Annotated in this window: 25 protein-coding genes and 1 other RNA gene; 5 read left to right on the forward strand and 21 right to left on the reverse strand. The window is 40.9% G+C overall.

The window, feature by feature from the left end:
- Positions 1-3: 3 nt before the first annotated feature.
- From NST57_RS10795 to NST57_RS10835, 9 genes are all read right to left on the reverse strand, one after another.
- Positions 4-1,941 (reverse strand): ATP-dependent DNA helicase, encoded by a 1,938-nt coding sequence (locus NST57_RS10795; RefSeq protein ID WP_341298546.1) that lies wholly within the window; start codon positions 1,939-1,941, stop codon positions 4-6.
- Positions 1,942-2,016: 75 nt separating this feature from the next.
- Complete coding sequence (locus NST57_RS10800; protein ID WP_017359721.1) at positions 2,017-2,214, reverse strand: hypothetical protein; 198 nt, start codon at positions 2,212-2,214, stop codon at positions 2,017-2,019.
- A 105-nt stretch (positions 2,215-2,319) separates the two neighbouring features.
- Entirely contained in the window at positions 2,320-3,474 is a 1,155-nt protein-coding gene (locus NST57_RS10805) for a THUMP domain-containing class I SAM-dependent RNA methyltransferase (RefSeq protein ID WP_341299216.1), read from the reverse strand.
- A gap of 109 nt (positions 3,475-3,583) precedes the next feature.
- An RNA gene (gene rnpB, locus NST57_RS10810) (RNase P RNA component class B) lies at positions 3,584-3,965 on the reverse strand.
- A 60-nt stretch (positions 3,966-4,025) separates the two neighbouring features.
- Positions 4,026-4,331: a cell division regulator GpsB gene (gene gpsB / locus NST57_RS10815; protein WP_008344631.1), complete on the reverse strand. Its 306-nt coding sequence runs from the start codon at positions 4,329-4,331 to the stop codon at positions 4,026-4,028.
- A 75-nt stretch (positions 4,332-4,406) separates the two neighbouring features.
- On the reverse strand, positions 4,407-4,949 hold the full coding sequence (locus tag NST57_RS10820; protein WP_341298547.1) for a DUF1273 domain-containing protein: 543 nt from the start codon (positions 4,947-4,949) through the stop codon (positions 4,407-4,409).
- A 49-nt stretch (positions 4,950-4,998) separates the two neighbouring features.
- Positions 4,999-5,235 carry a spore coat protein CotD gene (gene cotD / locus NST57_RS10825; RefSeq protein WP_072368252.1) on the reverse strand — a complete coding sequence of 79 codons (237 nt, stop codon included), beginning with the start codon at positions 5,233-5,235 and terminating at the stop codon, positions 4,999-5,001.
- Between the two features lie 314 nt (positions 5,236-5,549).
- Positions 5,550-6,797 carry a ribonuclease H-like domain-containing protein gene (locus NST57_RS10830; protein ID WP_341298548.1) on the reverse strand — a complete coding sequence of 416 codons (1,248 nt, stop codon included), beginning with the start codon at positions 6,795-6,797 and terminating at the stop codon, positions 5,550-5,552.
- Between the two features lie 23 nt (positions 6,798-6,820).
- Positions 6,821-9,067, reverse strand: coding sequence for a DEAD/DEAH box helicase (locus NST57_RS10835; RefSeq protein ID WP_142155349.1), 2,247 nt, complete (start codon positions 9,065-9,067; stop codon positions 6,821-6,823).
- 160 nt (positions 9,068-9,227) lie between these two features.
- Between NST57_RS10835 and NST57_RS10840 the strand changes: the two genes are divergently transcribed.
- Positions 9,228-10,346 (forward strand): NADH-dependent flavin oxidoreductase, encoded by a 1,119-nt coding sequence (locus NST57_RS10840; RefSeq protein WP_025207530.1) that lies wholly within the window; start codon positions 9,228-9,230, stop codon positions 10,344-10,346.
- Positions 10,347-10,395: 49 nt separating this feature from the next.
- On the opposite strand, the gene NST57_RS10845 is transcribed toward NST57_RS10840, so the two are convergent.
- Entirely contained in the window at positions 10,396-10,902 is a 507-nt protein-coding gene (locus NST57_RS10845) for a PTS sugar transporter subunit IIA (RefSeq protein ID WP_065460619.1), read from the reverse strand.
- Positions 10,903-11,070: 168 nt separating this feature from the next.
- Between NST57_RS10845 and NST57_RS10850 the strand changes: the two genes are divergently transcribed.
- Positions 11,071-11,490 carry an Hsp20 family protein gene (locus NST57_RS10850; RefSeq protein WP_142155350.1) on the forward strand — a complete coding sequence of 140 codons (420 nt, stop codon included), beginning with the start codon at positions 11,071-11,073 and terminating at the stop codon, positions 11,488-11,490.
- A 22-nt stretch (positions 11,491-11,512) separates the two neighbouring features.
- Here the strand turns inward: NST57_RS10850 and NST57_RS10855 are convergent, their stop codons facing one another.
- The 3 genes from NST57_RS10855 to NST57_RS10865 form a co-directional block, all read right to left on the reverse strand.
- The gene (locus NST57_RS10855) at positions 11,513-11,965 is read right to left on the reverse strand and encodes a YppG family protein (protein ID WP_142155351.1); all 453 of its coding nucleotides are present in this window, start codon (positions 11,963-11,965) and stop codon (positions 11,513-11,515) included.
- 108 nt (positions 11,966-12,073) lie between these two features.
- Positions 12,074-12,454: a YppE family protein gene (locus NST57_RS10860; protein WP_341298549.1), complete on the reverse strand. Its 381-nt coding sequence runs from the start codon at positions 12,452-12,454 to the stop codon at positions 12,074-12,076.
- A gap of 49 nt (positions 12,455-12,503) precedes the next feature.
- A complete protein-coding gene (locus tag NST57_RS10865) occupies positions 12,504-12,737 on the reverse strand; it encodes a DUF5446 family protein (RefSeq protein ID WP_234717153.1) in 234 nt (77 codons plus the stop codon).
- Between the two features lie 196 nt (positions 12,738-12,933).
- Here NST57_RS10865 and sspM point away from each other — a divergent pair, with 196 nt between their 5' ends.
- Positions 12,934-13,038, forward strand: coding sequence for an acid-soluble spore protein SspM (gene sspM, locus NST57_RS10870; protein WP_017359731.1), 105 nt, complete (start codon positions 12,934-12,936; stop codon positions 13,036-13,038).
- Between the two features lie 23 nt (positions 13,039-13,061).
- On the opposite strand, the gene NST57_RS10875 is transcribed toward sspM, so the two are convergent.
- Positions 13,062-14,018: a DUF2515 family protein gene (locus tag NST57_RS10875; RefSeq protein ID WP_142155353.1), complete on the reverse strand. Its 957-nt coding sequence runs from the start codon at positions 14,016-14,018 to the stop codon at positions 13,062-13,064.
- A gap of 46 nt (positions 14,019-14,064) precedes the next feature.
- On the opposite strand from NST57_RS10875, the gene recU reads away from it, so the two are divergent.
- Both recU and NST57_RS10885 read left to right on the forward strand, forming a co-directional pair.
- The gene (gene recU, locus NST57_RS10880; RefSeq protein ID WP_341299217.1) at positions 14,065-14,700 is read left to right on the forward strand and encodes a Holliday junction resolvase RecU; all 636 of its coding nucleotides are present in this window, start codon (positions 14,065-14,067) and stop codon (positions 14,698-14,700) included.
- Between the two features lie 19 nt (positions 14,701-14,719).
- The gene (locus NST57_RS10885) at positions 14,720-17,410 is read left to right on the forward strand and encodes a PBP1A family penicillin-binding protein (RefSeq protein ID WP_142155354.1); all 2,691 of its coding nucleotides are present in this window, start codon (positions 14,720-14,722) and stop codon (positions 17,408-17,410) included.
- Between the two features lie 35 nt (positions 17,411-17,445).
- Here the strand turns inward: NST57_RS10885 and NST57_RS10890 are convergent, their stop codons facing one another.
- The 7 genes from NST57_RS10890 to dinG form a co-directional block, all read right to left on the reverse strand.
- The gene (locus tag NST57_RS10890; RefSeq protein ID WP_341298550.1) at positions 17,446-17,955 is read right to left on the reverse strand and encodes a YpoC family protein; all 510 of its coding nucleotides are present in this window, start codon (positions 17,953-17,955) and stop codon (positions 17,446-17,448) included.
- A complete protein-coding gene (gene nth / locus NST57_RS10895) occupies positions 17,952-18,614 on the reverse strand; it encodes an endonuclease III (protein ID WP_008344602.1) in 663 nt (220 codons plus the stop codon). Before nth ends, NST57_RS10890 begins: the two co-directional genes overlap by 4 nt.
- 17 nt (positions 18,615-18,631) lie before the next feature.
- Complete coding sequence (locus NST57_RS10900) at positions 18,632-19,336, reverse strand: DnaD domain protein (protein ID WP_142155356.1); 705 nt, start codon at positions 19,334-19,336, stop codon at positions 18,632-18,634.
- 297 nt (positions 19,337-19,633) lie between these two features.
- Positions 19,634-20,926, reverse strand: a complete 1,293-nt coding sequence (gene asnS, locus NST57_RS10905; protein WP_024718525.1) for an asparagine--tRNA ligase — start codon at positions 20,924-20,926, stop codon at positions 19,634-19,636.
- A 116-nt stretch (positions 20,927-21,042) separates the two neighbouring features.
- Positions 21,043-21,528 carry a cell wall elongation/penicillin-binding protein regulator TseB gene (tseB, locus tag NST57_RS10910; RefSeq protein WP_142155357.1) on the reverse strand — a complete coding sequence of 162 codons (486 nt, stop codon included), beginning with the start codon at positions 21,526-21,528 and terminating at the stop codon, positions 21,043-21,045.
- Positions 21,529-21,540: 12 nt separating this feature from the next.
- Positions 21,541-21,711 carry a YpmA family protein gene (locus NST57_RS10915; protein WP_008344594.1) on the reverse strand — a complete coding sequence of 57 codons (171 nt, stop codon included), beginning with the start codon at positions 21,709-21,711 and terminating at the stop codon, positions 21,541-21,543.
- 133 nt (positions 21,712-21,844) lie between these two features.
- Complete coding sequence (dinG, locus tag NST57_RS10920) at positions 21,845-24,637, reverse strand: ATP-dependent DNA helicase DinG (RefSeq protein WP_341298551.1); 2,793 nt, start codon at positions 24,635-24,637, stop codon at positions 21,845-21,847.
- Positions 24,638-24,691 lie beyond the last annotated feature (54 nt).

The following is a 24,691-nucleotide window of genomic DNA, read 5'->3' on the forward strand; positions in this document are numbered from 1 at the left end:
TCATTAAGAGATCACTGGCTTTACTGGAAGAACGGATTCAATTTTACTTTGTAGCTCAATATCTTTCTGACTGCCAAAGTAAATATGAATGCTGCCAGCATCTTGGCTTGTCCGAATCAGTCTCCCAATACCCTGCCTTAGACGAAGCAGCATGTATGGAAGGTCCACTTCAGTAAATGCATCTTTCGCTTCATTCCGTTTTGCTTCAAATACTGGGTCATGCGGTGGATATGGAAGTCCCCAAATGACCACATTTGTTAGAGACTGTCCTGGAATATCCAGCCCTTCCCACAAGTGAACGGAACATAACACAGATGTTTCATCCGCTTGGAACTTTTGAACAATGGTACTGATCTCCTCGTCTCCTTCAAAATACACATGGAAAGGCAGTGATTCATTTGATGCATCGAGCTGCTTTCTAAATACATGCAGTTCATCAAATGAAGGGAATAAAATAAGAGATCGACCGCCATTTTCTTTTACCTGAGCCAGTACGTGCTGACCTTTTACATCTGACTCTGTCATTGGCTGCTGAATTCCGTGGAAATACATTTGCATTTGCTCCTCATAATCATACGGCGAAGCCACACTCATGGATAAATAATCTTTGATCCCAAGGCTTTCAGCTAAATAATCAAATGATTGATTTTCAGACAACGTAGCAGATGAGAAAATATAAGGGATTTTTTGTGAAAATACCTTTTCACCAAGCACCTCTGCTACCGTTTTTGGCATGACGACAAAGGTTGTATCTAATTCCTGTTTCTCCAGCCAGCTAATGGCATTTTTCTGATAAAGCGACAGAGAATACGCCATCTGCTCAATGTACTCTTCCACAACAGACAATTCGTATTGATCAATTGTGTACATCTCTGATTCAAATACGAGCGCTTCTCCAATCTTCTCAAGCAAATCACATAATTCACTTGCTGAACGCTTTACCTCATCTACACGACCAATTTCAAGACGGTGTGATCCTTTGATTTCTTTGGCATTCGTTTTTAAGAGGTAAAAGAACTGATCGTTTGTTGCAAGTGCATCTTCAACAAGCTCTGCAAACTCTTCACGAATATCATTTTGCAAAAGACGCTCCAAAAACGTCTCAAGTGTTGATTGCTTCACTCGGTATGTTAGTGCTTTTTGTGCTGCAAATTCAAGAAGATGTCCTTCATCAAATACAACAGAGCTATGCTCAGGAAGGAGCGGCAGCTGTCCTTCACGTTTACGTGACTCCTTTGTCCATACATGCTCCATGTAAAAGTCATGAGAACAAATGATGAGATCTGTTGCTTTTCGGTAATGGTCTCTTGATAAATTCAAGCCACAGCGGTGCCGCATGTCGCACGTTAAGCAGTCCCGAAAAGAGTCATAACCAATTCTTGACCACTCATCATTTGTTAATTCTGGATACTCTTTTCGATCACCATACGGATAAAATGTCTGCATCCCATGAGATTCATGAACAAATGAAGGAAGCGATTCATAAATGTCGAGCCACTTCTCATCATCTTCACGTTGCATCGTTTTCTCTAGTTTCTTTAAGCATAAATATTGATCATGCGATTTACTTAATCTCGCATCTATTTGAATATCAAGGTGATTGGCAATTTTATAGATATCACCTTCTTGTTTGACCAGCTGTTCAATTAACGTTTCGTCTGCACATGCAATGATCGCAGGTTTCCCTGTATATCTTGCATATGTGACCGCAAATAAAAGGTAAACGATTGTTTTGCCTGTGCCTACCCCAGCTTCGGCAAACATCACACTTTTTTCTTTAAAGGCTCTTTCTAACTGAAAAGCCATGAATATTTGTTCATCTCGAAGATCAAAGCCCTTTTCTGGCAAAATGTCATAAAACACATCACCAATCCAGTTGCCCAGTTCTTCGTAAAAATTATGTTCTTTTGTTAATGAAAAAGGCAAACGAGACGCTGTCACCTGCTTCAACCCCCAACTTTTGAATCATTCAGACATTCAATAGTACCATTTATGCTGGGGTATGACAATCTTTTTTTAAGAGCGCAGGCGATGCTGGTAGCTTTCCTTCATTAAAAACGCGTGCTCTGAATGGTCTATGTAGTTTTGAGCCATTGCTAAGTTCTCGATGGCTGCCGTAAGTTTAGCAGATTGTCCTGTTTCAATCCCTTCTATTTCTCGGGCTGTTGAAGCGAGTGCTTTTTGAATTAACTGAAATTGATCATAATGAATCATGAAGACACCTCTTTTTTTAAAATCAAGTTCAGTTTATTCCGTCCCGTCAAGACTTATACCTTTTTAGCATAAAAAATCCACACCTTCTCGTGGTGTGGACATTTGTTACGATTCAGTTGTTTGCTTCCTAGGCCGGCGTTTTCCCCAGTATTGATAATAGTCTGTTTTAATAAATCCATTAAACAGTTTTCTCTTTTTCGTCGCTTTTCTTCCGAAACACTCTTCGAATTTTTCATGTGACGTCAAAATGTAAATGGACCACGTATCTAGGTTTTTCAATGCTTCGCCCATGCCTTGATACATTTTTTCCACAGCTGGCTTATCGCTGAGACGTTCACCGTAAGGCGGATTTCCGACAATCACACCATACTCATCTTTTGTTTGAAAGTCTTTCACTTGCATTTGCTTAAATTGAATCAGTTCACTAAGTCCAGCTTCTTCTGCGTTCAGTTTCGCAATCTCTACCATACGATGATCGATATCGCTTGCGATAATGGTAAGCGGCTGATCATAGTTCGCCTTTTCTTCTACTTCAAGGCGTGCTTTGTTCCAAACGTCCTCACCGATCCATTCCCATGATTCAGATGCGAACTCACGGTTAAATCCAGGGGCAATGTTTTGTCCAATCATCGCTGCTTCAATAGCAATTGTGCCTGATCCGCAAAAAGGATCGACAAACGGACGGTCAGGTGTCCAGTTCGTTAATAAGACAAGCGCCGCTGCAAGGGTTTCTTTAATCGGAGCGCCCCCTTGATCTGCACGGTATCCACGTTTATGAAGACCCACACCTGACGTATCGAGCGTCAGCAATACTTTATCTTTTAAAAGCGCTACCTCGATTTTGTATTCAGGACCCGTCTCTTCTAGCCATTCAGACTGTATGTTGTAAGATGATCTAAGTTTTTGCGCGATAGCCTTTTTGACGATACGCTGACAATCCGGCACACTGGCAAGCTGAGATTTAACAGATTTACCAATGACAGGGAATGTACTATTTTTCGGTAAAAATGCTGACCAATCAATGGCTTTTGTTTGCTCAAAAAGCTCATCAAATGTTCTAGCCGAAAATTCAGCAACTTGGACTTTGATTCGGTCTGCTGTACGCAGCCACAGATTCGCACGGCAAATGGCAAGTGCATCTCCTTGAAAAATGACTTTTCCGTTATCTACAGTGCACTCATACCCGAGGTCTCTTACTTCTTTTGCAACAATCGCTTCAATTCCCATTGGCGCTGTTGCGATGAGTGTATAGGTTTTCATTTGTTTATCACCTGTTTTCTCGTTCTTTTCTGTAATCAAGATAAAAGCTCTCCATATGTAGAAATAGGAGAGCTTTGTTTTCATCATGTTTATGATAACGGATATAACGTTCTGTAAGCCATGTTTTGTTCCATCGTACTGCAAACGGCAAAAGCCTCGTACTCAGGTGGTAATCATCTATCTACAGAATTCTCTGTCCTTCTCTCCGTTTGGTTCCTTTGAGAAAGTTCCCCTACCAAGTTTGGGTTTCTCGCTCGAGGGGTTTACCGCGTTCCACTCTCACCATTTCTAGTGAGACTTCGTCACTGTGGCACTTTCAAGGATACTTTGCCATATCCTAAAAGGACGTAGGCATTTTTCCTGCCGTCAGCCTTTCCCAGGCTGCCCTGGCTTATTTTTTCGCCAGGCACGAACACTACGGGCATCTCAGCACCGTGCGAGCATGGACTTTCCTCTGCAATGTCAAAGCATTACAGCGATTACCCGAACGTTAATCAACATGCGTTATTATAAACGACAATGTCATCTGACACAAGTTTTTTTGGTATTACTCAATCATAAAGTTTGCTACCGAAAACGTGTTTCTCAAGATTAGATAGTCTTTTTAAAATATCAAAGTTTGTTGTATTGGACTGTGCAGGCTGTCTTTTCCCTTGTTCTACCGCTTCTTCAAGCTGTTTTGACAAGTGAAGGTTTTCTTGTTGGAGTTTTTCAATTTCTTGATGGAATGTCTCATAGTCTTTAATGACCATATCTAGAAATTTATCGACTTCTTCTTGTTTATACCCTCGGACACCTGTTTTAAATTCTTTTTCTAAAATTTCTTTCGCAGAAAGCTTTACTTTATCAGCAAGCATCTTTTTCACCTCATATCGTGAATTCATAGTATATTTTTTCAGAAATACGTGACGTTGTCAAATTTTCTCTTGCTTTTAGTCAAAAAACGGATCTTCCGCCTCAACCTGTGCTCTTAAATCATCCATTGTGATATACATAATTGGGTAGTCGGTATAGGTTTCAGCTTCTTTGATCATATATTTTGGCGAGCCTTCATGCTCGGGATCATATAAGACGAGAAGGCCGTCCGTTTTTTCAATAAAAAAGCGGTTCTTTTGTTTAAATTGTACCGGACTTTCATACGGTCTATGCGTGACACTTTCTACAAAATCAGCTTGCGCAAGAACGCCTTCATACAGCTCTTTATTTTGTTCATTCCAGCGTTCTTCCTGTTCATAAAATGGTGTAATGACAGCAAGTTTTAAAGCTGGGTACTCCTCTTGAAGCTCAAAGACCACTTCAGCTGTCCATATTTCTGCCCCTAGCTGACCTGAAATGAGCACCCATTCCAGCCCGTCTTCAATGAGTGCCGTCAGCCTTTTCTGAAGCTCCGCTTTTATGTATTGAAGTGCAGGCTCGTCTTGTTTGAAGATCCCAAGCTCAAATGGCTTGTACCCTGTGACAGCAATAATTTTCATTTTTTCACCTGCTTTTAAAAAAAGGGACTTATAAAAGTCCCATTTCACTTTATCTGTTACAGCAAGGTCCTCCGCAGTTAAAGTGTTGATGTGTTGCCGGGTCCACCTGAGAAAACGTATGCGGGAAGTAGTGAACATGTTGGAAATTTTGGTGATGAACATTTGTTACATGCTGCGGGTGGATGTGCGGCACAATTGTAGTTGACTCACTGTGCGTACAGCAGTGATTCGTTGGATGTACAATTGGCTGTGTAACATTTGGATTGCAATGATGATGATGGTACATGTAGCATTCCCCTCTCCTTGATTTTCTTACATTAATAATGTATGAATCAAGAGGTGTACATGTACTAATGCATTAACCTATTTTAAAAGTTTGCAAGAAAAACATCTTTATAGTTTGAAAACACAAAAGCGACCAATATGACAACAAGAAAAAACAAGTAGAAAAGACCCTTATACATGCTCTACGCTCCTCATTCAATATCTAACGTTATTTTACAGGATTCGTGACTTTTCTACAATAAAAGTGCTAAACAATTTTTATTTTCGGCCGAGAGCCGAACGTTGTCATTTTTTGCGCTTTCCCAGGCAATAATTTCATTGTCCAGCTTTTCTTAAGAGCCGATTTTCTCGCTTGTCAAGTTCCTCGATGTCTCGTTCACTTAAAGACGATTGTGATAACAATGTTTGGGTAATGGAAAGGGCTGCTTTTGGATCTTTTTGGCGGTGTTCTTCATACTTTGCAAGCTCTACACCCGCTTTTAACCTTAAATGAATATCACTTGATTCAAAAAGACGCCTCCATATGCATGCCGCTTCATCCCATTGTTTTAACCGCTTGTACTGTAACGATAGATCATAAGCTGCTTGATCCGCATGTTCAAACGCTGCTCCCGTTAATTCTTGCAGGTGCTTTGTTGCTTCCTGCACATCACGATGAGCAAGATGCCACTTAGCTAGTGCATATTTCTCATCGTCTTCCTTCACCGCATCTTTGGATAAGATTTTTTTAGACAAATGAATGTAGAGACTGATTAATGATAAGACATCAAGTTCATTGTGAGTCAGAATTCCTTCAATCAGTTTCGGCTTTTGTTCCTTTAAAAAATGAAAATAGATCATTGGTGCGAGGAATCCCGGTGTATCTCCCTCTCGATTGACGTGAAGTTCCTCTTTTTCTACAACCGAAAGAGCCATACGCTCATATTTATGTTTCCACAATCTCCTTGACCCATGCAGAAGGTCAAAATGACCAAATTCAGGTAGAGCAGGTATTTGATCGCGTAATAATGTATGCCTCGTTTTGACTTGAGGCCAGTCAAATGATTTTCCATTATATGTCACTAGTGATTCGACATCCACCTCACTAAGAAAGCTTTTGTAAAGTGCCGCTTCATTTCCTGGATTCGTGAGCAGATGTTGTTTTACCACCACTTTATCTGAATAAACTCTCGCATGCCCAAGCAGAAAAATCATATTTCCCGTTCCGCCAGATAGTCCTGTTGTTTCTGTATCGAAGAAAAATAGCTCGTGAGGCTTGTAGCCTTTTGCAGAAAGAGAATGCTGAATCTCACTTTTGTTCCATGCACTCACCATTTTCGGCAATTCTGCAAATGAATATTGCCCGTGCTGATGGTGAAGTGGATAAGTCACTTCCCGAATAAGGCAGAAAGAGTCTTCAAAGTAGTAAGGAGCTGCACCTAATTCCCCCCACTCTTTTAGAAATGGAATGGTTTCAGCCGTCACAGTGGGCGTTTGTCCCTCTTTTACTGCCCCACGCTTTTCATCTGAACGATTGTGCGACAGGTGTTTTTTCATTCTGTTTAATTTTCCTTTTAATGACATGAGTAGGGCTATTCCTCCTTTTCTTAAAATCCTGCCATCAATTGAATGATACTGCTTTTTCCATCGATCTCTTTCATTTCCATGCCAATACAAGATGGACAGCCGTTCTCGCAGCTGCATCGCTCAATCAGCTGAGTGGCTGCACGGGCAATTTCATCAAAGCGAGCCTGTACCTCTTTACTTAAACCGATTCCGCCTGGGTAATGATCATATAAAAACACGGTCGGTTTCCCGGTATGGGCTGCCTTTATTTGAGAAATGACATGAATGTCTGAACGGTCACACATGACAAACGCTGGAACAATATGCTGAAGAACATTGGCGATGCCAAGCAAGAGCTGTTCAAGTGTTTTTTCTTCAAATGTCCGTTCTGCTTCATGTAATTCAAACCAAGCAGCACTCGTATGAATCTCTTCTTCAGGTAAGTGAATCGGGCCGGAACCGATATTTTCCCCAGTTGATAATCGAATTTTTTTGAAAATGGTCGGCATTGCATTGACGGTTACATCACCGTAGTGAACAGATACCGCTTCCTTCTCTGTTGTCTGATCAATTTCAAGCACCTTGAGCTGAACCGCTAAATTCGCATCTGTATAATATTCTACATCGACTTGTTTCACATAAGCCTTAAGATGCTCATAATCTAGCTTTTCCACTTGATACTGAACCCCTTCATGTAAATAAATCGCTTCATCATGAAGTAAGGTCATCGCACTGAATCGATCCATCTCCCCAATAATTCGAACGTTCGCTACATCGGATTGATCGACAATGACGACATTTTCCTGACTTGCAGATCTCAGACTGATGCCATGAGCCGGGAACGATTGATCTGACCAATAATAACGGTTCCCGCTGAAATGAAGAACCCCTTCTTCATGTAAGTATTGCAAGATTTCTTCTACTTCCATACCGCCAAACTGTTCATCTTCTCGAAACGGTAGCTCGTAGGACGCACATTTTAGATGATCGACTAGGATGATAAGGTTTTCAGGATTGATCCTTGCCGATTCAGGCGGTCTGTTAAAGAAGTATTCAGGGTGTCTGACAATATATTGGTCAAGTGGCGATGAGCTTGCGACCATGATAATGAGTGCTTCTTCATGTCGCCTTCCAGCTCGTCCTGCCTGCTGCCACGTACTCGCTACACTGCCAGGATATCCGGTCATGATACAGACTTTTAACTGTCCAATATCTACTCCTAATTCTAGTGCGTTTGTGCTGACAACACCGAGAATGTCTCCTTCCCTTAATCCTTTTTCAATCATGCGCCGCTCTTTCGGCAAATAGCCCCCTCGATAACCACGGATCGATTTAGGACCAATTTCTTTTTTCACTAGCTCTTGAATATGACTTAGGATGACTTCAACTCTTACCCTACTTCTAGCAAAAACGATCGTTTGAATTTTTTCTTTTAAAAAAGTTTTAGCGAGCTGATTCACAACAGTAGCCGCACTTTGTCTAATATTTAATGGCTTATTGACAACTGGCGGGTTGTAAAAGACAAAATTCTTTTTACCGCTAGGTGCTCCGTTTCGTTCAATGAGCTGCACCTTGCTTCCGGTCAGCTGCTCTGCAAGCTCTTTCGGATTCGCAATGGTCGCTGAAGTACAAATAAAGGTCGGGTCACTTCCGTAAAATGCACAAATTCGCTTTAGTCTACGAATGACATTGGCGACATGACTGCCAAACACGCCTCGGTATGTATGAAGCTCATCAATGACAATATACTTTAAGTTCTCAAATAAACTGACCCATTTCGTATGGTGAGGCAAAATCGCTGAGTGCAGCATATCTGGATTTGTGATGACAATATGTCCTGCCTGTCTGACGCGCTGGCGAATCGCTGGGGAGGTGTCCCCATCATAGGTTTCACTGTGAATTGGGACATCCATCTCATGAATGATTTCGTTTAATTCACTTTTTTGATCTTGCGCAAGTGCTTTTGTTGGAAATAAATAGAGGGAGCGGCTTGTCTGATCTTCTGCGATCGACTGAAGAACTGGCAGATTGTAGCAAAGCGTTTTACCTGAAGCTGTAGGTGTCACAGTCACCACATTCTCACCATCCATCACACGTTCAAAGGCTTCCTTTTGATGAATGTATAGTTCGCTCACACCTCTTTTTTCAAGCGCCACTTTGAGCCTGTCATTTACTCTTTCAGGAATTGGAGAAGTCCGTGCAGGCTTCGCTTCAATTTCATGCCAATGCTCGACCTGTTCGTCTTTTTTTAAATCTTCTATGAGTTCGTTCATTGTTTTCTTCTTCATCTGGTATCCACCTCTCATTCTAGTGTACCGAATATTTGTTTGCATGACTAGGCGGCAATTTTTTGATGCGCCGCTTGTGAGCAAATATTTTGATGTGTTGTAACAGGATCTATTACACTTCTATAGTGAAATGATTTTATTAAGGAAGAAGATGATGAGATTGAAAAACGAATTTAAGCCTTTATTTGAACCTTTTACATTCCCAGGGGGCGCCTCTATTGATGGCCGTTTAGTCGTTGCACCAATGACACACTTCGGTTCTCATGAGGATGGCACGATCTCAAAGGAAGAAATTGATTTTATTACCGCTAGATCAAGCGAAATGGGCATGGTCATCACCGCATGCGCAAACGTGACGCCAGATGGTAAGGCGTTTGAAGGACAGCCTTCTATTGCACGGGATGAAGATATACCTGGCCTTCAAAAGCTTGCTTCTGCGATTCAAGCGAAAGGAACAAAAGCCATTATGCAAATTCATCATGGCGGCTCTCAGGCTCTCCCTCATTTAGTCCCAAACGGTGATGTCGTTGCGCCAAGTGATGTATTCAAAGATGGAAAACAAATTGCGAGAGCTTTGACAGAAGAAGAAATTCCTCACATCATCGACTCATTTAAAGAAGCAGCAAGGCGCGCGATCCAAGCAGGATTTGATGGGATCGAAATCCATGGAGCGAACGGATATTTATTACAGCAATTCTACTCCCCGCATAGTAATCAGCGTACAGATCAATGGGGCGGAAGCGAAGAAAAGCGTCTCGCATTTCCAATTGCAGTAGTAGATGCAGTGAAAGAAGCAATCAAAGAGCATGTAACAAAACCATTTATCTTTGGATACCGATTATCACCTGAAGAACCAGAAACACCTGGTTTAACCATGACAGAAACATTTACTTTAGTAGACGTACTTAAGACGAAAAACCTTGATTACTTGCATATTTCTTTAATGGAGATTGACGCTAAAGCAAGACGTGGTGCTGATACAAGTAAGACGCGGATGGAGCTATTAAAAGAGCGCTGTGGTGACACGCTTCCACTTATCGGCGTCGGCAGCGTCATTACAGCTGAGGATGCACTGAATGCATACAATCAAGGGATTCCACTCATCGCTGTTGCAAGAGAAGTCATTGTTGATCCCGATTGGGCAGTAAAGATTAAAGAAGGCAGAGAAAACGAGATTGAGACCGTCATTAAACGCAGTCAAAAAGATAAGTACTTGATTCCAGAAGGTTTATGGACTGTCATGGAAGCAAGTAAAGGCTGGGTTCCAATGGAGGATTAATCTCCTCAATAAAAAAACTACCCTATCAACTCAGGGTAGTTTTTTTGGATTATTTCATTTTCACTGTAAAAAGCTTGGACGTCTGCTTTTCTACAGAGCCCTTAGGTTCTTTGGTAAGATGTTCTACTAAATCACCATTCATGATGACAATTGGTGTCACTGTGCTTGCCGCTTTTTCTTCAATCAGCGCTAAATCACACGTAATGAGAGGATCACCTGCTTTCACTTTATCCCCTTCTTTTATGTGTGCTTCAAAGCCTTCACCATTTAACCCAACCGTTTCAAGTCCGATATGAATCAGAAGCTCAAGCCCCGAGAGTGTTCGAATCCCAATTGCATGTTTTGTATGGAAGAGTTGAATAATTTCACCATCTACTGGCGACACAATGGTTCCGTTTTTTGGTTTTACAGCTACGCCGTCTCCCATCATCTTTTGAGAAAAAACGGGATCTGGTACATCGGTCATATCCATTAACTCTCCATCAACTGGAGAATAAATGACTTCTTCCTTTACATCATCTTGGTTTTTTCCGAAACCGAATAATTTTTTCAGCAATGTTCATTTGCTCCCTTCAAGCTTTGCTTCTAGATCTATTCAGCGTATAAACCTTCTCGCTCATACACCTTGCTTCATTCAACACTATTTAATCATAATTTTTTCCTCTCATCAATTGATAACCGCCTGAGCCCCTTTTGCATAGGCTATAGATGAGAGGTGATTCAAATGAAACATGAAAGTGAAAAGAAACACGAGTTGCTATCAAATGAAGACATTTTATATGAAGCGATTGAACAATTTTTTGCATCATCCCCGTTTCACGAGATTTTAAATAGTGCGGAGGCGCTGATGACCACAAGCCATTCACTTGCGTCCATTACAACCGATGTGACAGAAGATGATCAATATGTATATATTGAGATTCGATTTCCAGACCATTTTGTCGAAGGTGATATCGTACTAGAAGTGAAAGCGCAATATTTACACTTATCGGTGCAGGAAAAAATCAAAACAGACACGACTTCCTCCTATTCGAGCTTTACCAAAACCATTTTAATGCCTGCAAAAATAGATGAAACCAATATGAAGAGCGTTTGGAAAGATCAATCCCTTCGTGTGACTGCACCAAAACAAACAACCCAATAGATGTTATATCTATTGGGTTTTGCTATGCTTTAAAAATGCTTGTAAATCCTTTCGCCAATGAGCCCACTTGATTCATTGTACTCATCATTTGTCCAGCTGTATCAAACATTTTATTAAAATCGTACTGTCCATTCGTTTTTTTAAATTGTGACAGCACACTTTTAAATTGAGATGATTGCTGTTTTTGCGGCCTTGGCAAAGGATAAGGATTCATAGGCTGCTGCATAGGCATCATGCCCGGCGGCTGTATTTGCGGCTGATTTATTGCTTCAGGCTGCAGCTGATATGGCTGGAAGTTTTCCTGATATCCAAAAGGCGGCTGATAGCCTGCAGACGTCGTCTGGTTCATTTCACCTTGATATGGAGGCATGAAATATTCTGGAGGCTGCGGAGGCTGCTGCATATCTGGATACGGAAAAGGGCGTTGCTGAAATTGATTCAAATCATAAGATGGCTGGTTTGAATAAGGGAACACGTATCTCGCTCCTCTCGCTGTGAAAACATATTGAAGTCAATGATATATTATGTTCAGGAAGCAGAAGATGTGCCTACAGCAGCCATAAGAAAAACGCAGACTGTTTCATCAGCTGCGTTTGTTGATTTCTTCTATTAAAAGGTTCAGTGTATAAATCACTGACTCAACTAAATTTTTCACACGAGGTGCATGCTGTTTGCCAAAATAAGATTGCAGCACAACCTCTTTTCCATTTTCTTGGACGGCTTCAAGCTGTTCTTGATGTAAGTATCTAGGTTTGGCCTGATGAATAAATGAGGTAGCAGCAGTAAGCCACTCTTCCATTTGCTGATCAAATTTGACAACGGCCGGTTGAATATCGTTGTAAAAATCATAATCTGGGTATTCCTCTTCTGCCTTTCCCTTTAGGTACTGCTCGTATGCTTCTTCGATCCACGTGATCAACTCTTGTGTATGTTTCAGTAATGTTTGATTATCCAAAGTGTTCACCTCTATGAACCATCCTATCAAACGTTTACTTATTGCTCAAATAGAAAAGCTATCCGGCGTGATATGCGGGTCTTGCCGCCAGCTTATACTCTGCTGCATGAATTTTCAATTCACATTCCTTCACTTCAGATTCAAGACGGTCAATGATTTGTTCTTGCTCCTCTACGGCAGCGTTTTTTGTTTTTTTGACAGCTAAAGACAGTTCTTCTTCCACCTCATCAATCTTTCGCTCAATTTCCTCTAACAACTGCATAATGGATTCTTTTGATACAAATTCGCTCATCATCAGATTCCTCCTTTATCATCTCTCGTTACATTCTCTTTTCTTTTACTCCCTCCTTCATACATGACAAAACTAGAACTAAATCGCCAATCTAAGTGAAGATAAGCGCAATTTCTTCCATTTCGACACGTGCTTGTCCTTCTTTGTATGATCGCGTCCGATTGTGTAAATTCTAAGGACAAAGGAGGTAGATGTCATGAAAAAGCAGCAAGCACCAAAAGAGCAAAAAACAAAAGGGAAAGAAAACAGTACAGATCAGCTTGATAAAAAGCTTGGCGGTCCTAACCGTCCATCCACGTAAAAAAAGCAGGTACCCCCTGCTTTTTATTTATGCAAAAAATAGTGTTCTAATGAGAAAAGAAAACGAAGCTGTCTTTTTTTATGAAAATACCAGTCGGTCAGCTCAATTTGTTTTGGTAAATGCTCTGCTTCAAACAAGGATGGACTCAATTTCTTTTGAAACCAATCTTCCCTTTGATCGTCTAATGAATGTGTCATGACTGGATACACCGTTCTGAGGAAAGGACTTGACCTTCGAGCAATCCCTAAAAACGGTTCAAAATCAAACCGAGATCCCGTATGCGGCACAGTATGCAAAAAATGATAAAAATCCGAAAACAAATCGGCTCGAAACAATAGTTTTGCTAGTTTTTTCCCTAACGTAATACGCTCTTTTACTTGGGAAAACTTTCGTATGGTTAACCCGTACAAATGTCCGTCTACTGTCGGAAAAACGACGGTTTGAAAATGTGCCCACTCGCTGAAAAGATATTGAATCGAGTGAAAAACATTCTTTTTCAGTAGAGGATTTTGTATAATAGGAGATTGTATAGTATATTGTTCATTTATGATGAGTGCATGCAGCAATCGCTCTGTGTCACGCTTTTGCCAAAATCGTTCCCACTCAGCGCTCATAAAACGAGACACACCGAAATGGGGCAGCAGATGAAATAAAGGCTTGCGGCACCTTTTTGACCATTCATACAACAGAAGCTGCGGGTAAGCATCTGAAAAGATCAGCCAATTCGCTCTTTCATACGCTGTAAAGAACAGATGCCCTTGCCGATCCGTTAAACCCGGATGGAAGAGCTCGCCTTTTAAATCTGTCATCGACCATCCAGCATTTCTCGAGACAAAAGAAGCAAGCAGAGACCATTTCATCTCTGGATGACGGTCATAAAAGTGCTTGTACGCATTTGTCCTCGTCAGGTTGTCCTTATTTTTCGCTTTCGTTTCATGTAAAATATGCTGGGTAATCATGTGCTCTTGTTGTGACAACATGGTGATCTCTCCAATACAAAATGCATTAAAAGGAGGCTGAAACTTGATGATTCGGTATCCTAACGGAAAATCGTATCAGCCCATTCAACAAATTGGGACAAAAAAAAGAATCAGCGGCGAATCATCTTATAGTAACCGCGGGATGACGCTTGAAGCTGACTTAAATGAAACGAACCAGTACTATTTGGTCAACGGGATCGCAGTCATTCATAAAAAGCCTACCCCTGTTCAAATTGTCAATGTGGATTATCCAAAAAGAAGCGCTGCTGTCATTAAAGAAGCCTATTTTAAACAATCCTCCACAACAGACTACAACGGGGTATACAAAGGGCGCTATATCGATTTTGAAGCAAAGGAAACCAAAAGCACCACCTCGTTTCCGCTCAAAAATTTCCACAACCATCAAATTGAGCATATGAAACAGGTTGAAAAGCAAGGTGGTATTTGTTTTGTTATTATATCCGCATTTGGTTCCGTTTATTATTTGTCCGCTTCTGACCTCTTCTTCTTTTGGGAGCGGCAGCAGCAAAACGGCCGTAAATCCATCAGCAAAGACGAATTATCGGAAGCAGGGCACCTCATGACACTTGGATATTCACCAAGAATTGATTATATTAAAGTAGTGGAGACACTTCATTTTTCGGATGAAAGCAAGCAACATTTACGTTCGAAAAAGGTTTAACACGAAAGGTTGAGATGTGATGTCTGATCAATTTACAAGTCGTGAACAGCGACGTAAAGCAAGTCAAGAAAACAATAAGAAGCAAAAGAACAAAAAAGGCAAAAAGAAAGCAGGTCTATTTAAAAAAATATTTTTATCTTTACTCGTGATCGGTCTTCTTTGTTTAGTAGCCGGAATCACAACTTTTGCCGTTTTTGCATCAAGCGCTCCTTCTATTGATGATAGCAAGCTAAAAACGCCGTATTCTTCAAAACTTTATGATAAAGACAAAAAAGTCTTTGCAGAAGTCGGAGCGGAGAAAAGAACGTATGTCTCGATTAAAGATATACCCGATGTGGTAAAAGACGCGTTTATTGCAACTGAAGATGCACGTTTTTATAAACACCACGGGATTGATCCTATCCGTATTGGCGGTGCTCTTGTCGCAAACGTCGAGGACGGTTTTGGAGCCGAAGGTGGAAGTACGATTACACAGCAGGTTGTGAAAAACTCCCTGCTTAACAATCAAAAGACGTTAAAACGTAAAGTACAGGAAGTATGGCTCTCGATTCAGCTTGAACAAAAATACTCTAAAGATGAAATTTTAGAAATGTATTTAAACCGTATTTTCTTCTCTCCTTATGCTTATGGGGTTGGGAAAGCGGCTGAACAATTTTTCGGAGTGACAGATTTAAATAAACTAACTGTTGCACAGGCTGCTACACTTGCGGGTATGCCGCAAAGTCCTTCTGCCTATAACCCTGTGAAACATCCAGAGGCAGCGGAAAAACGCCGTAATATCGTTTTAGGCCTAATGAAAAAACAAGGATATATTTCAGAAAAAGATTATGAAGAAGCAAAAGCAACACCTGTCAGCAAAACTGTTGTTTCAGCTGATAAATATAAGAATCAAAACTCAAGTAAGTACTCTGCTTATATTGAAGAAGTCATGGAAGAAGTACAGAAAAAAGCCAAAGTAGATGTATCAACAGATGGATTAAAAATCTATACTTCTCTTGATCGAAAAGCACAGGATCATCTGGATGACATCATCAATGGGGATTCAGCCGGATTTACGAAAGGTATGCAAGCTGGAGTCACCCTGCTAGATACAAAAAATGGTGAAATTCGTGCCATTGGCGGTGGACGTGATGTACCAGCCGGCGGCTTTAACTATGCCACTGATGCAAAACGCCAGCCAGGATCTACAATCAAACCAATTTTAGATTACGGCCCTGTAATTGAAAACAAAAAATGGTCAACATATCAGCAAATTGATGATGCGCCTTATACGTACTCTAACGGTACACCAATTAACAACTTTGACAGAAGACACTTAGGGAAAATGTCGATGAGAAGTGCTTTGGCACAATCACGTAACATCCCTGCTTTAAAAGCTTTCCAAGAAGCTGGTACAGATAATGCTGTTCAATTCGCCAATAACTTAGGTCTGGATTTACCTTCTGACATTCCTGAGTCTTACTCAATCGGTGGATTTGACGAAGGTGTCTCTTCACTAAAAATGGCTGGTGCATTTAGTGCATTCGGTAACAACGGATACTATAATGAACCGCATGCCGTAACGTCTGTTGAATTTAATGACGGAACGAAGCTTGACTTAACTCCAGACTCTAAAGCAGCCATGAGTGATTACACTGCATTTATGATCACAGATATGCTGAAAACTGCTGTACAATCTGGAACAGGTACACTCGCACAAGTACCAAATGTTCAAGTAGCTGGTAAAACAGGTACAACCAACTTTACACAAGATGATATTAATAAATACAACATCCCTTCTGGCGGTGCGAAAGATTCATGGTTTGTCGGTTACACGCCGCAATACACAGCAGCTGTGTGGACCGGAATCGGCAACTCAAAAGATGCAGACGGCAAAATGTGGCTCACGGATTATGAACAACGTGTTGCCAAAGTTGTCTTCCAGAAATTAATTTCTCAAATTGATGATGGAAGCGGCTCATTTGAAAAGCCAGACAGTGTCGTTGAAGCAACGGTTGAAAAAGGATCAGATCCAGCGAAGTTAGCTGGACCAAACACACCAAGTGATAAGAAGACAACGGAATACTTCGTCAAAGGAACTGTCCCAACAAAAGTTTCTGACACATATGAAAAGAAAGAAGCTGACAAACCATCTGACTTAAAAGCGGTGTATGATGAAGAGAAAAAATCGATTACACTCACTTGGGGTTATGATGACGATGCAGATGCAACATTTAATGTGAAACAAGCGGTCGATGATGGCGGCTATAAAGACATTCAAAACAGCTCTTCTAAAGAAGCCGTCATCTCTGATGTAAAGCCAGGTTCCACCTATAAATTCCAAGTGACAGCGACTGTAGACGATGTCACAAGTAAAGCTGCTTCTACCTTCCTCACCATTAAAGATGACGAAGAAGAGGAAGAAAAAGCAGATGATGAGAACAAAGAAGAAGAAGAGCCACAGCAACCTGATGATGAACAGACAGATCAAACAGATGATAATCAAAACCAAGGCACTGATGAGCAGAAGCCTGATGATAAAAAAGATCAAGATCAAGGCGGAAATACCGAAAACGGCAATGGCGGTTCAAGTGATGGCTCAGACAGTTCAAATGGGAACAGCAACTCACAGAGCGATACCAATAAAGATAAAAAGAAAGACGACGAGAAAGCCAATTCTCAAAGCTCAAATACTCAGTCAAATTCTACTTCTCGCAAAGAAGACGAATAACAAAAAAGCACTTGCCCTATGCGGCAAGTGCTTTTTTAACGATTTTGTTTTAACTTTCTGAGTGCTTCATATTTTCCATACTGCTTTTTGAGTTCTGTGTATAACTCGTCCAATTGAATAAAGCAATGATATTGAGTAGGTTTAAGCAAAATAAACTCTAATCGTTCTGTCCAGTTAATGGGAGCTACTGGAAACGTCTGTTGTTTAATTTCCTCCCAATCAACGGTTTGAAGCTTCTCTCCTTTAATCCAGTAAAACATTGCCATCATACTGACAATGCCTTGCAGCATATCATCCTCTTCACACCGAGATTTTCTCGTTTGAAAGCGAGGAAGCATGTTGTCTTTTAATTCATTCCACAGATCAAACATCAAAGGAACAAATTCTTCCGTTTTCTGCCACGGTTGCTCATCTAGTAAAGATTCCGAAGATAGATCAAATGCGAGTGGATTGATTCTCAATATATCCTTTTTTTCGCCGTTTATCTCTACCTTTTTCTCTTTTAGCTTTTCGACATATGAGGTGAAAACAGCTGCTCCGCTCATGCAAGCTTCACCAGCCCTTTTTTCAGCCTCTTCTGCCCTTCTCTGCACATATCAAGAAGTGGACAAGATTCACACTGCGGCCGCTGCGCCTTACAGTGGTATCTGCCGAAAAAGATGAGACGGTGATGGGTCACAGACCAATCCTCTTTAGGCACCTTCTTCATTAAGGTTTGCTCTACCTCAAGAACAGAATCCTTCCAGCGGCAAATCCCAAGTCGTTTGCTGACGCGCTCAACATGTGTATCTACTGCAATGGCGGGAATTCCAAAAGCGACAGACACAACGACATTTGCTGTTTTCCGTCCAACCCCTGGGAGCTTGATTAGCTCATCTCGATCTCTTGGCACTTCACCGCCATAATCTTCAATCAGCATTTGGCTTAATTTTTGAATGTTTTTTGCCTTATTACGATAAAGACCGATCGAACGAATATCCTGCTGCAATTCTTCAAGCGGCACACTTAAATAGTCTTCTGGTGTTTTATATTTTTGAAATAGATGTTTGGTCACTTTGTTCACTAGAACATCTGTACATTGCGCTGAGAGTGCGACAGCAATCACTAGTTCAAATGGATTGGAATGAACAAGCTCACACTCAGCCTCTGGAAACATATCTCCTATAATATCTAAACATTCATTGATTTGTTTTTTTGATAACATGCCTTCTCCTTTATTGGTTATTGTTCCAGCCAATTATAAAAAGGAACTTGTCGTTTATAAGAAGATGTTTCTTCTTTTGAAGGTGGGGCTTTTTGCTGCGAACGGAAATGCTGGCTATGCTCTTTCGCTTCTTCCGCTGTTTTCAGCCCTTTCTTTTTCCACTCAAATAAAATTCGATCAATATAGCGGAAATTTAATTTTCCTGATAAAACGGCTTCTCTTAGGGCAAGACGAATCATCTCAGCATCATGATGGTCTTGGTCCATCCAGATCGAGAGTGTTTCCCCTTCAAGAGGAGAAAGTGGTCTGCCAAACTCATCTTCAAATAGCGCATATAAAGATTTTTCAGCCTGCACATAATTTTTTTGTACGTCTTTCGCCTGTTTTGCTTCTAAAAAGTCATACAGCACACCCCATAAGGGCTCTACCGAGTACCGATCATGCTGAATACCAGACCTGTCTTCAAACGGCTGGATCGAAATAAACCCTTTTTGAATCAAATACTGCACCATATAAGCACATTCTTCAGCCGAAATGGTCATACCATGTGAAAGCTCTTCAAATGTCTGAAAAAAGACGCCTTGTTCTTCATTCATTTTAATCTTTAACATGACCATCATTTGTGATTCATTCAGTCCTAACTGCTCATAATGAGCAATCAGCAAATTAGGCAAACTGGTCGAACCCATTTTCTGCATTTCTATAAATTGCTGCCTTTTCATCGGATACACCTCTTCACTTTCAGTATATCACGTTTTCTCATACGTGCTGCCCTTAAGACGTTTGAAAAAGCCTCCATATGTTGGAGGCTTTCAGCGTGTAGACAAACCCTCGCATTCGTTGTCAGTCCTGCGTGCTGGTGCTCACGAATGTGAAATTCGCTCCGCGCCAGTACTCGTCCTTCCTAGACTGCAAAGGTTTTCTATCACGCTGAAAAGAAGACAAAGGGCTAAAATAAAGTTCATTTTAGCCCTTTGTCAACAATCTGAAAGCCTCCATATGTTGGAGGCTTTCACGTCTTAAGGATATAAACGGTTTAATAATCTTGGGAATGGAATTGTTTCACGCACATGCGGCGCTCCGCTAATCCAAGCAACTGTTCGTTCAAGTCCAAGACCAAAACCTGAATGTGGTACAGAACCATACTGTCTTAATTCTGTGTACCATTTGTACGTTTCTTGATCTAACCCATGTTCTTTTAGTCTTGCTTCAAGCAGATCTAAATCATGAACACGTTCAGAACCGCCGATAATCTCTCCATAGCCTTCTGGCGCAATTAAATCTGCACAAAGGACGACATCATCACGGTCTGGTGCAGGCTGCATATAAAATGGTTTTAATGAGGTTGGGTAATGAGTGATAAAGACTGGTTTATCATAGCTTTCGGCGATCGCTGTTTCGTGCGGCGCACCGAAGTCATCTCCCCATTCAATGTCATCAAATCCTTTATCCTGCAAGAATTTAATCGCTTCATCATATGTGATACGCGGGAATGGTGCTTTGATGTTTTCTAATTTTGCTGTATCACGGCCAAGTGTGTGCAGTTCTACTTTACAATTTTCAAGTACACTTTGAACAACGTGAGACACATAATTTTCTTGGTACTCAAGGTTCTCATTAAATTCAACAAATGCCATCTCAGGCTCGATCATCCAGAACTCGATTAAATGACGTTTCGTTTTCGATTTTTCTGCTCTAAATGTTGGACCAAATGAGAATACTTTTCCGAGTGCCATCGCAGCAGCTTCCATGTAAAGCTGTCCACTTTGAGAAAGGTATGCATCTTCATCAAAATATTTAGTAGCAAACAGCTCTGTTGTTCCTTCAGGAGCACTTCCTGTTAAGATTGGCGGATCCACTTTCACGAAGCCTTCTTGATGGAAAAACTCATATGTAGCACGAATAATTTCGTTACGGATTTTCATAATGGCATGCTGTTTTTTAGAACGCAGCCATAAATGACGGTGATCCATTAAAAATTCTGTTCCATGTTCTTTTGGTGTAATTGGGTAATCTGTTGCTTCGTGAATCACTTCGATGGATTTCACTTGTAATTCAAAACCAAGTGGTGAACGCTCATCTTTTGTTACTTGTCCTGTGACATAGACCGATGTCTCTTGTGTCACTGATTTCGCAAGCTTAAAGACTTCCTCTTCCACCTCTGCTTTTACAACGACTCCTTGAATAAAGCCTGTCCCGTCGCGAAGCTGCAAGAATGCAATTTTCCCGCTTGAACGTTTATTGGCAATCCATGCGCCGATTGTTACTTCTTCATCGACGTGTTTGAACACTTGATTAATAGTTGTTTTCAACATATTTCCCTCCAAAGCCAGAAAGAAACTCACCTTGTTAGATAGGTGTGATTCTTTTTTCATACATTTTATTATAACCGTTCTAAATCAGCATGGTCAACGCAAGACAGAAGAAACTATGGTGTTAAATTTTTTTCCACTCGTCCTGTCGTAAAATCAACATAGCTGAAACTATATTGGCTGTTCTCATTTAAGTACGTTACTTCCCAAAGGAGGACGTCACCTTCTCTTGCTAATTGAACATTTTTCAGCTTAGAAATGGTGTTCTCCTTTTGAACCGCTTGTACTGCTTGATTTGAAGTAATGCCTTCTTTTGCTTTTTTAGCAATGACTTTTTCTTTTTTGCTGGCAGGTACCCACACATAGATCGCTTCGTTTTGTTTGTTTTTACCTTCCACAATAAATTGCTTTTCTTTCCCAACAAAGGTATCCACTTGCTCTACTTGTGCTAATGATGCTTGCTTTTTTGCTCGTTCAATCGCTGCCTCATGACCTTCTTCTTTTTGTCCCATGGCCATTTGATAAATCCATGAAAAGCTAATGATACCAATGAGTAAAACGAGCGCAGCAACGGATGAAATAATCCAAACTAATTTTTTCATGTCAAGCTTCCCCTATGTGCGATATATGGTAAATATCGCTTGATTTTGATCTTCTTGATCTAGTGCTAATCCAAACATAAGATCTTCCCTTTTAAGCGTTCTGTTCAGTAAATCGACGATTTTGTATAGGTCTTCTGAATGCTTAATTTGAACAGTTGAAAGTACCTCTATTTTACTTTCCACTTCTAATTCCTCCTCGGTACGTAAATATTGTTAGTCATACTTTTCAATGTGAGAACCGATACTATTTTTACAACGGAACATAAAAAGCCGTTAACGATAAATTAACTCCAAACCCACACCAGCGAAAGGCCGCTTATGACAGCGGCTTTTCGTTGTTAAGCTTTTCTATATACGCCTCAAGCGACTCTTTAGACATCTCGTGAACTGGCGCATGATGAAGTGATTCTAAAAATAGTTTTCCATACGAAGCGGTTTTCACTCGGCGGTCTAAAATCAGCAATGTTCCGATGTCTTTTTCCGAGCGCAGTAAGCGGCCTGCTCCTTGCTTAAAGGTTAACACAGCTTCCGGGAGAGCGACGGCTTTAAAGGGATTCTTCCCCTGTTTTTTTGCCGCTTCGCATTTTGCTTCAATGAGCGGTGAATCAGGCGGGCGAAAAGGCAGCCTTGCCATAATGACGGTCGTCAGCTCTGAGCCAGGAAAATCTACTCCTTCCCAGAAACTCCCTGTTCCTAGCAAGATGGCTTGCTTAGCCAATTTGAACATTTTCGTCAATTTCACAGGACTCCCGCCTGTCAAACCTTGAGCAAACAATGCCGATTGCATGCCTTCTGATTTCAGCTCTTCATACACTGCTTTTAACATCTCATGTGAATTAAATAACACCAATATTTTCGCTTGATTCTGCTTTTCCATAATCTTAATATATTTTGCAGCTTGCTTCACATATTCACGTTCATCACGGTTTGTGATCGGCGGCATGTCAGCCGGTACAACGACCTTAAGCTGTTTTTCAAGTTCAAAAGGTGAATCAATTTGGACAAGGTGTGGGTAAAAATCTTGCAGGCCAAATCGTTCCAAGCAATAATCAAAGCGTTGATTGATGGTAAGCGTCCCTGATGTGAGGACGACGCTTTTTTTGTTCATAAAGAACCGATCAGCTAGCAGCTCCCCTGTATCCAGCGGCTGTGCGTGCATAAAGACAGCATTCTTGGCACCCTTTGCATCAATCTCAATCCAAACAGTTTCATCATTGTTTGGTTCAAAGATAAACCGGTACAGCGTACTGCAGAATGTCTGCATAAATGACATCACTTGATCGTATTCTTCTGCTTCAAATGCAAAGTGTTCTATGAACTGATCACTTTTGTGAAGCAGCTCATTTTTTTGCTGCTCATACAGTTTCTCACAAGCAATCAATAATGAACAAAGCTTACTCGCTGATTCTTTAATTCGGACCCACTGAGCATGTTTTGAATGATGACGGACTCTATGAATGAGACGATTGATGTCTGCTTTTGGTTTTGTCCTTTTGACAAAAGAATGTACGGTACTAAAAAATGCGTCACTTTCCATCTGAAGCTGCTGAAGATACTCGTCCATTTCAATAAAGGTGTCAGTTGATAAACCTGCCCCATGAAACCTCTTTTTTAATGTCTTAAGCAGCCCACCATGCAAGGAGCCAAGCTGCGTTAATTTCGCATGAAGCTGGATATAAGACGCACTGTCACCTAGCGTTTCATTGGCTGTTTTTTCAAATTGGTGGGCCTCATCAATCACATAGACGTCTGCATGCTGAAAGATAGAAGCTCCTTCCGTTTGGGATAAAAGCAGACGGTGATTCGTCAAAATTAAATCCGCGGTTTGAGCCTTTCGTTTAGCCCGTTCATAAAAACAATGTTCTTTAAAACGACGTTTTTTCGATGTAAATGGCATGTGCACACAAGAGATACGGTCTTTTATATTTGCAGCCCCTGATGGTAAATTCAGTTCAGACAAATCACCTGTTTCAGTGACAAGGAGCCACATTAAAATTTGCGCTTTTGTTAAGACAACATCATAGTTATCATCTTCCTCATGCAGGACATGCTCAAACTTATCTAAACAAATATAATGTGCCCGCCCTTTAAATACACAGGCAGCTGGCTCAAATGGGAGCAACTGCTTGAGCAACGGAACATCGCGCTGAAGCATTTGCTGCTGCAGTAAAATAGAATATGTACTGATAATGACAGGTTTTCCTGATTTCTTTGCTTCTAAAGCAGCTGGTATAAGATAAGCGAGTGTTTTCCCGATTCCTGGCGCCGCTTCAATTAACGCATAGGCTCTTTCATGGAACACATCTCTTACTTTATTCATCATCGTGAGCTGGCCTTCTCTTACTTCATAGCCTTCTAATGTTTGAGGGAGCTTCTCTTTTATCTCCTCAAATAGCTGCTCGTCGTCAGCGCCTACTGCATATGTCGTTTCAGTGATGTGATTGGTCACATCTTTCACAGCAAAAGATCCTACTTCTACAAGCAAATCATCCTGACTAGAGTGATTGGTTTCAAGCTGCTTAATTAAAAGTCCTATATCACTTAGAAGATAAGAGGATAATCTGCGCAGCTGCTTTAACACATTTGGCGGTGTATTCCTTAATTGATGTAATAAGGTTAAAAATAACATGGCAGTAACTTCCGCATCACTATCCGCCCTGTGCGGGTGGTCATGTGGAAGCATGAGCTCTTCGCTTAATTCAGTTAGCTTATAACCTTCAAGCTCAGGATAAAGAATTCTAGAAATTTCAACCGTATCAATTGCTAGCACATCCAGCTCATTTTTCCCGCATGCTTTTAGTTCATCGTTTAAAAAGTTCAAATCAAAATGAACATTGTGCGCAACAAAATAAGCGCCCTGTATGAGATCATACACCTCTTGGGCAATGTCCTCAAAAAACACCGCGTCATCAACCATGTGCTGTTTAATACCTGTCAGCTGTTCAATAAATCCAGGAATCGTTTTCCCTGGGTTCACATATTTTGAATACCGTTCGACAATTTGTCCATTTTCAATGACCACCGCAGCAATTTGAATGATTTTATCACCTTTTTTTGGTGAATTCCCGGTGGTTTCAATATCAACGACAACAAACCTTTGATCGGTCATAAAATGGACACCTCAATTCCTCGTTCCACTCATAGTGAAACACACTCTGGGCAA

It is taken from the genome of Bacillus sp. FSL M8-0077 (genome assembly GCF_038050255.1).
Taxonomy (GTDB): domain Bacteria; phylum Bacillota; class Bacilli; order Bacillales; family Bacillaceae; genus Bacillus; species Bacillus altitudinis.

What these genes read in the sequence shown, in the direction of transcription:
- NST57_RS10820 (WP_341298547.1), bottom strand. Translation starts at nt 4,949, where the DNA reads ATGAAAATTATTGCTGTCACAGGGTACAAGCCATTTGAGCTTGGGATC.
- NST57_RS10805 (WP_341299216.1), bottom strand. Translation starts at nt 3,474, where the DNA reads ATGAAAACCTATACACTCATCGCAACAGCGCCAATGGGAATTGAAGCG.
- NST57_RS10835 (WP_142155349.1), bottom strand. Translation starts at nt 9,067, where the DNA reads ATGAAGAAGAAAACAATGAACGAACTCATAGAAGATTTAAAAAAAGAC.
- recU (WP_341299217.1), top strand. Translation starts at nt 14,065, where the DNA reads ATGATTCGGTATCCTAACGGAAAATCGTATCAGCCCATTCAACAAATT.
- dinG (WP_341298551.1), bottom strand. Translation starts at nt 24,637, where the DNA reads ATGACCGATCAAAGGTTTGTTGTCGTTGATATTGAAACCACCGGGAAT.
- NST57_RS10800 (WP_017359721.1), bottom strand. Translation starts at nt 2,214, where the DNA reads ATGATTCATTATGATCAATTTCAGTTAATTCAAAAAGCACTCGCTTCA.
- NST57_RS10890 (WP_341298550.1), bottom strand. Translation starts at nt 17,955, where the DNA reads ATGAGCGGAGCAGCTGTTTTCACCTCATATGTCGAAAAGCTAAAAGAG.
- NST57_RS10885 (WP_142155354.1), top strand. Translation starts at nt 14,720, where the DNA reads ATGTCTGATCAATTTACAAGTCGTGAACAGCGACGTAAAGCAAGTCAA.
- NST57_RS10830 (WP_341298548.1), bottom strand. Translation starts at nt 6,797, where the DNA reads ATGTCATTAAAAGGAAAATTAAACAGAATGAAAAAACACCTGTCGCAC.
- NST57_RS10875 (WP_142155353.1), bottom strand. Translation starts at nt 14,018, where the DNA reads ATGTTGTCACAACAAGAGCACATGATTACCCAGCATATTTTACATGAA.
- NST57_RS10865 (WP_234717153.1), bottom strand. Translation starts at nt 12,737, where the DNA reads ATGAGCGAATTTGTATCAAAAGAATCCATTATGCAGTTGTTAGAGGAA.
- NST57_RS10850 (WP_142155350.1), top strand. Translation starts at nt 11,071, where the DNA reads ATGAAACATGAAAGTGAAAAGAAACACGAGTTGCTATCAAATGAAGAC.
- tseB (WP_142155357.1), bottom strand. Translation starts at nt 21,528, where the DNA reads ATGAAAAAATTAGTTTGGATTATTTCATCCGTTGCTGCGCTCGTTTTA.
- NST57_RS10900 (WP_142155356.1), bottom strand. Translation starts at nt 19,336, where the DNA reads ATGAAAAGGCAGCAATTTATAGAAATGCAGAAAATGGGTTCGACCAGT.
- cotD (WP_072368252.1), bottom strand. Translation starts at nt 5,235, where the DNA reads ATGTACCATCATCATCATTGCAATCCAAATGTTACACAGCCAATTGTA.
- nth (WP_008344602.1), bottom strand. Translation starts at nt 18,614, where the DNA reads ATGTTATCAAAAAAACAAATCAATGAATGTTTAGATATTATAGGAGAT.
- sspM (WP_017359731.1), top strand. Translation starts at nt 12,934, where the DNA reads ATGAAAAAGCAGCAAGCACCAAAAGAGCAAAAAACAAAAGGGAAAGAA.
- gpsB (WP_008344631.1), bottom strand. Translation starts at nt 4,331, where the DNA reads ATGCTTGCTGATAAAGTAAAGCTTTCTGCGAAAGAAATTTTAGAAAAA.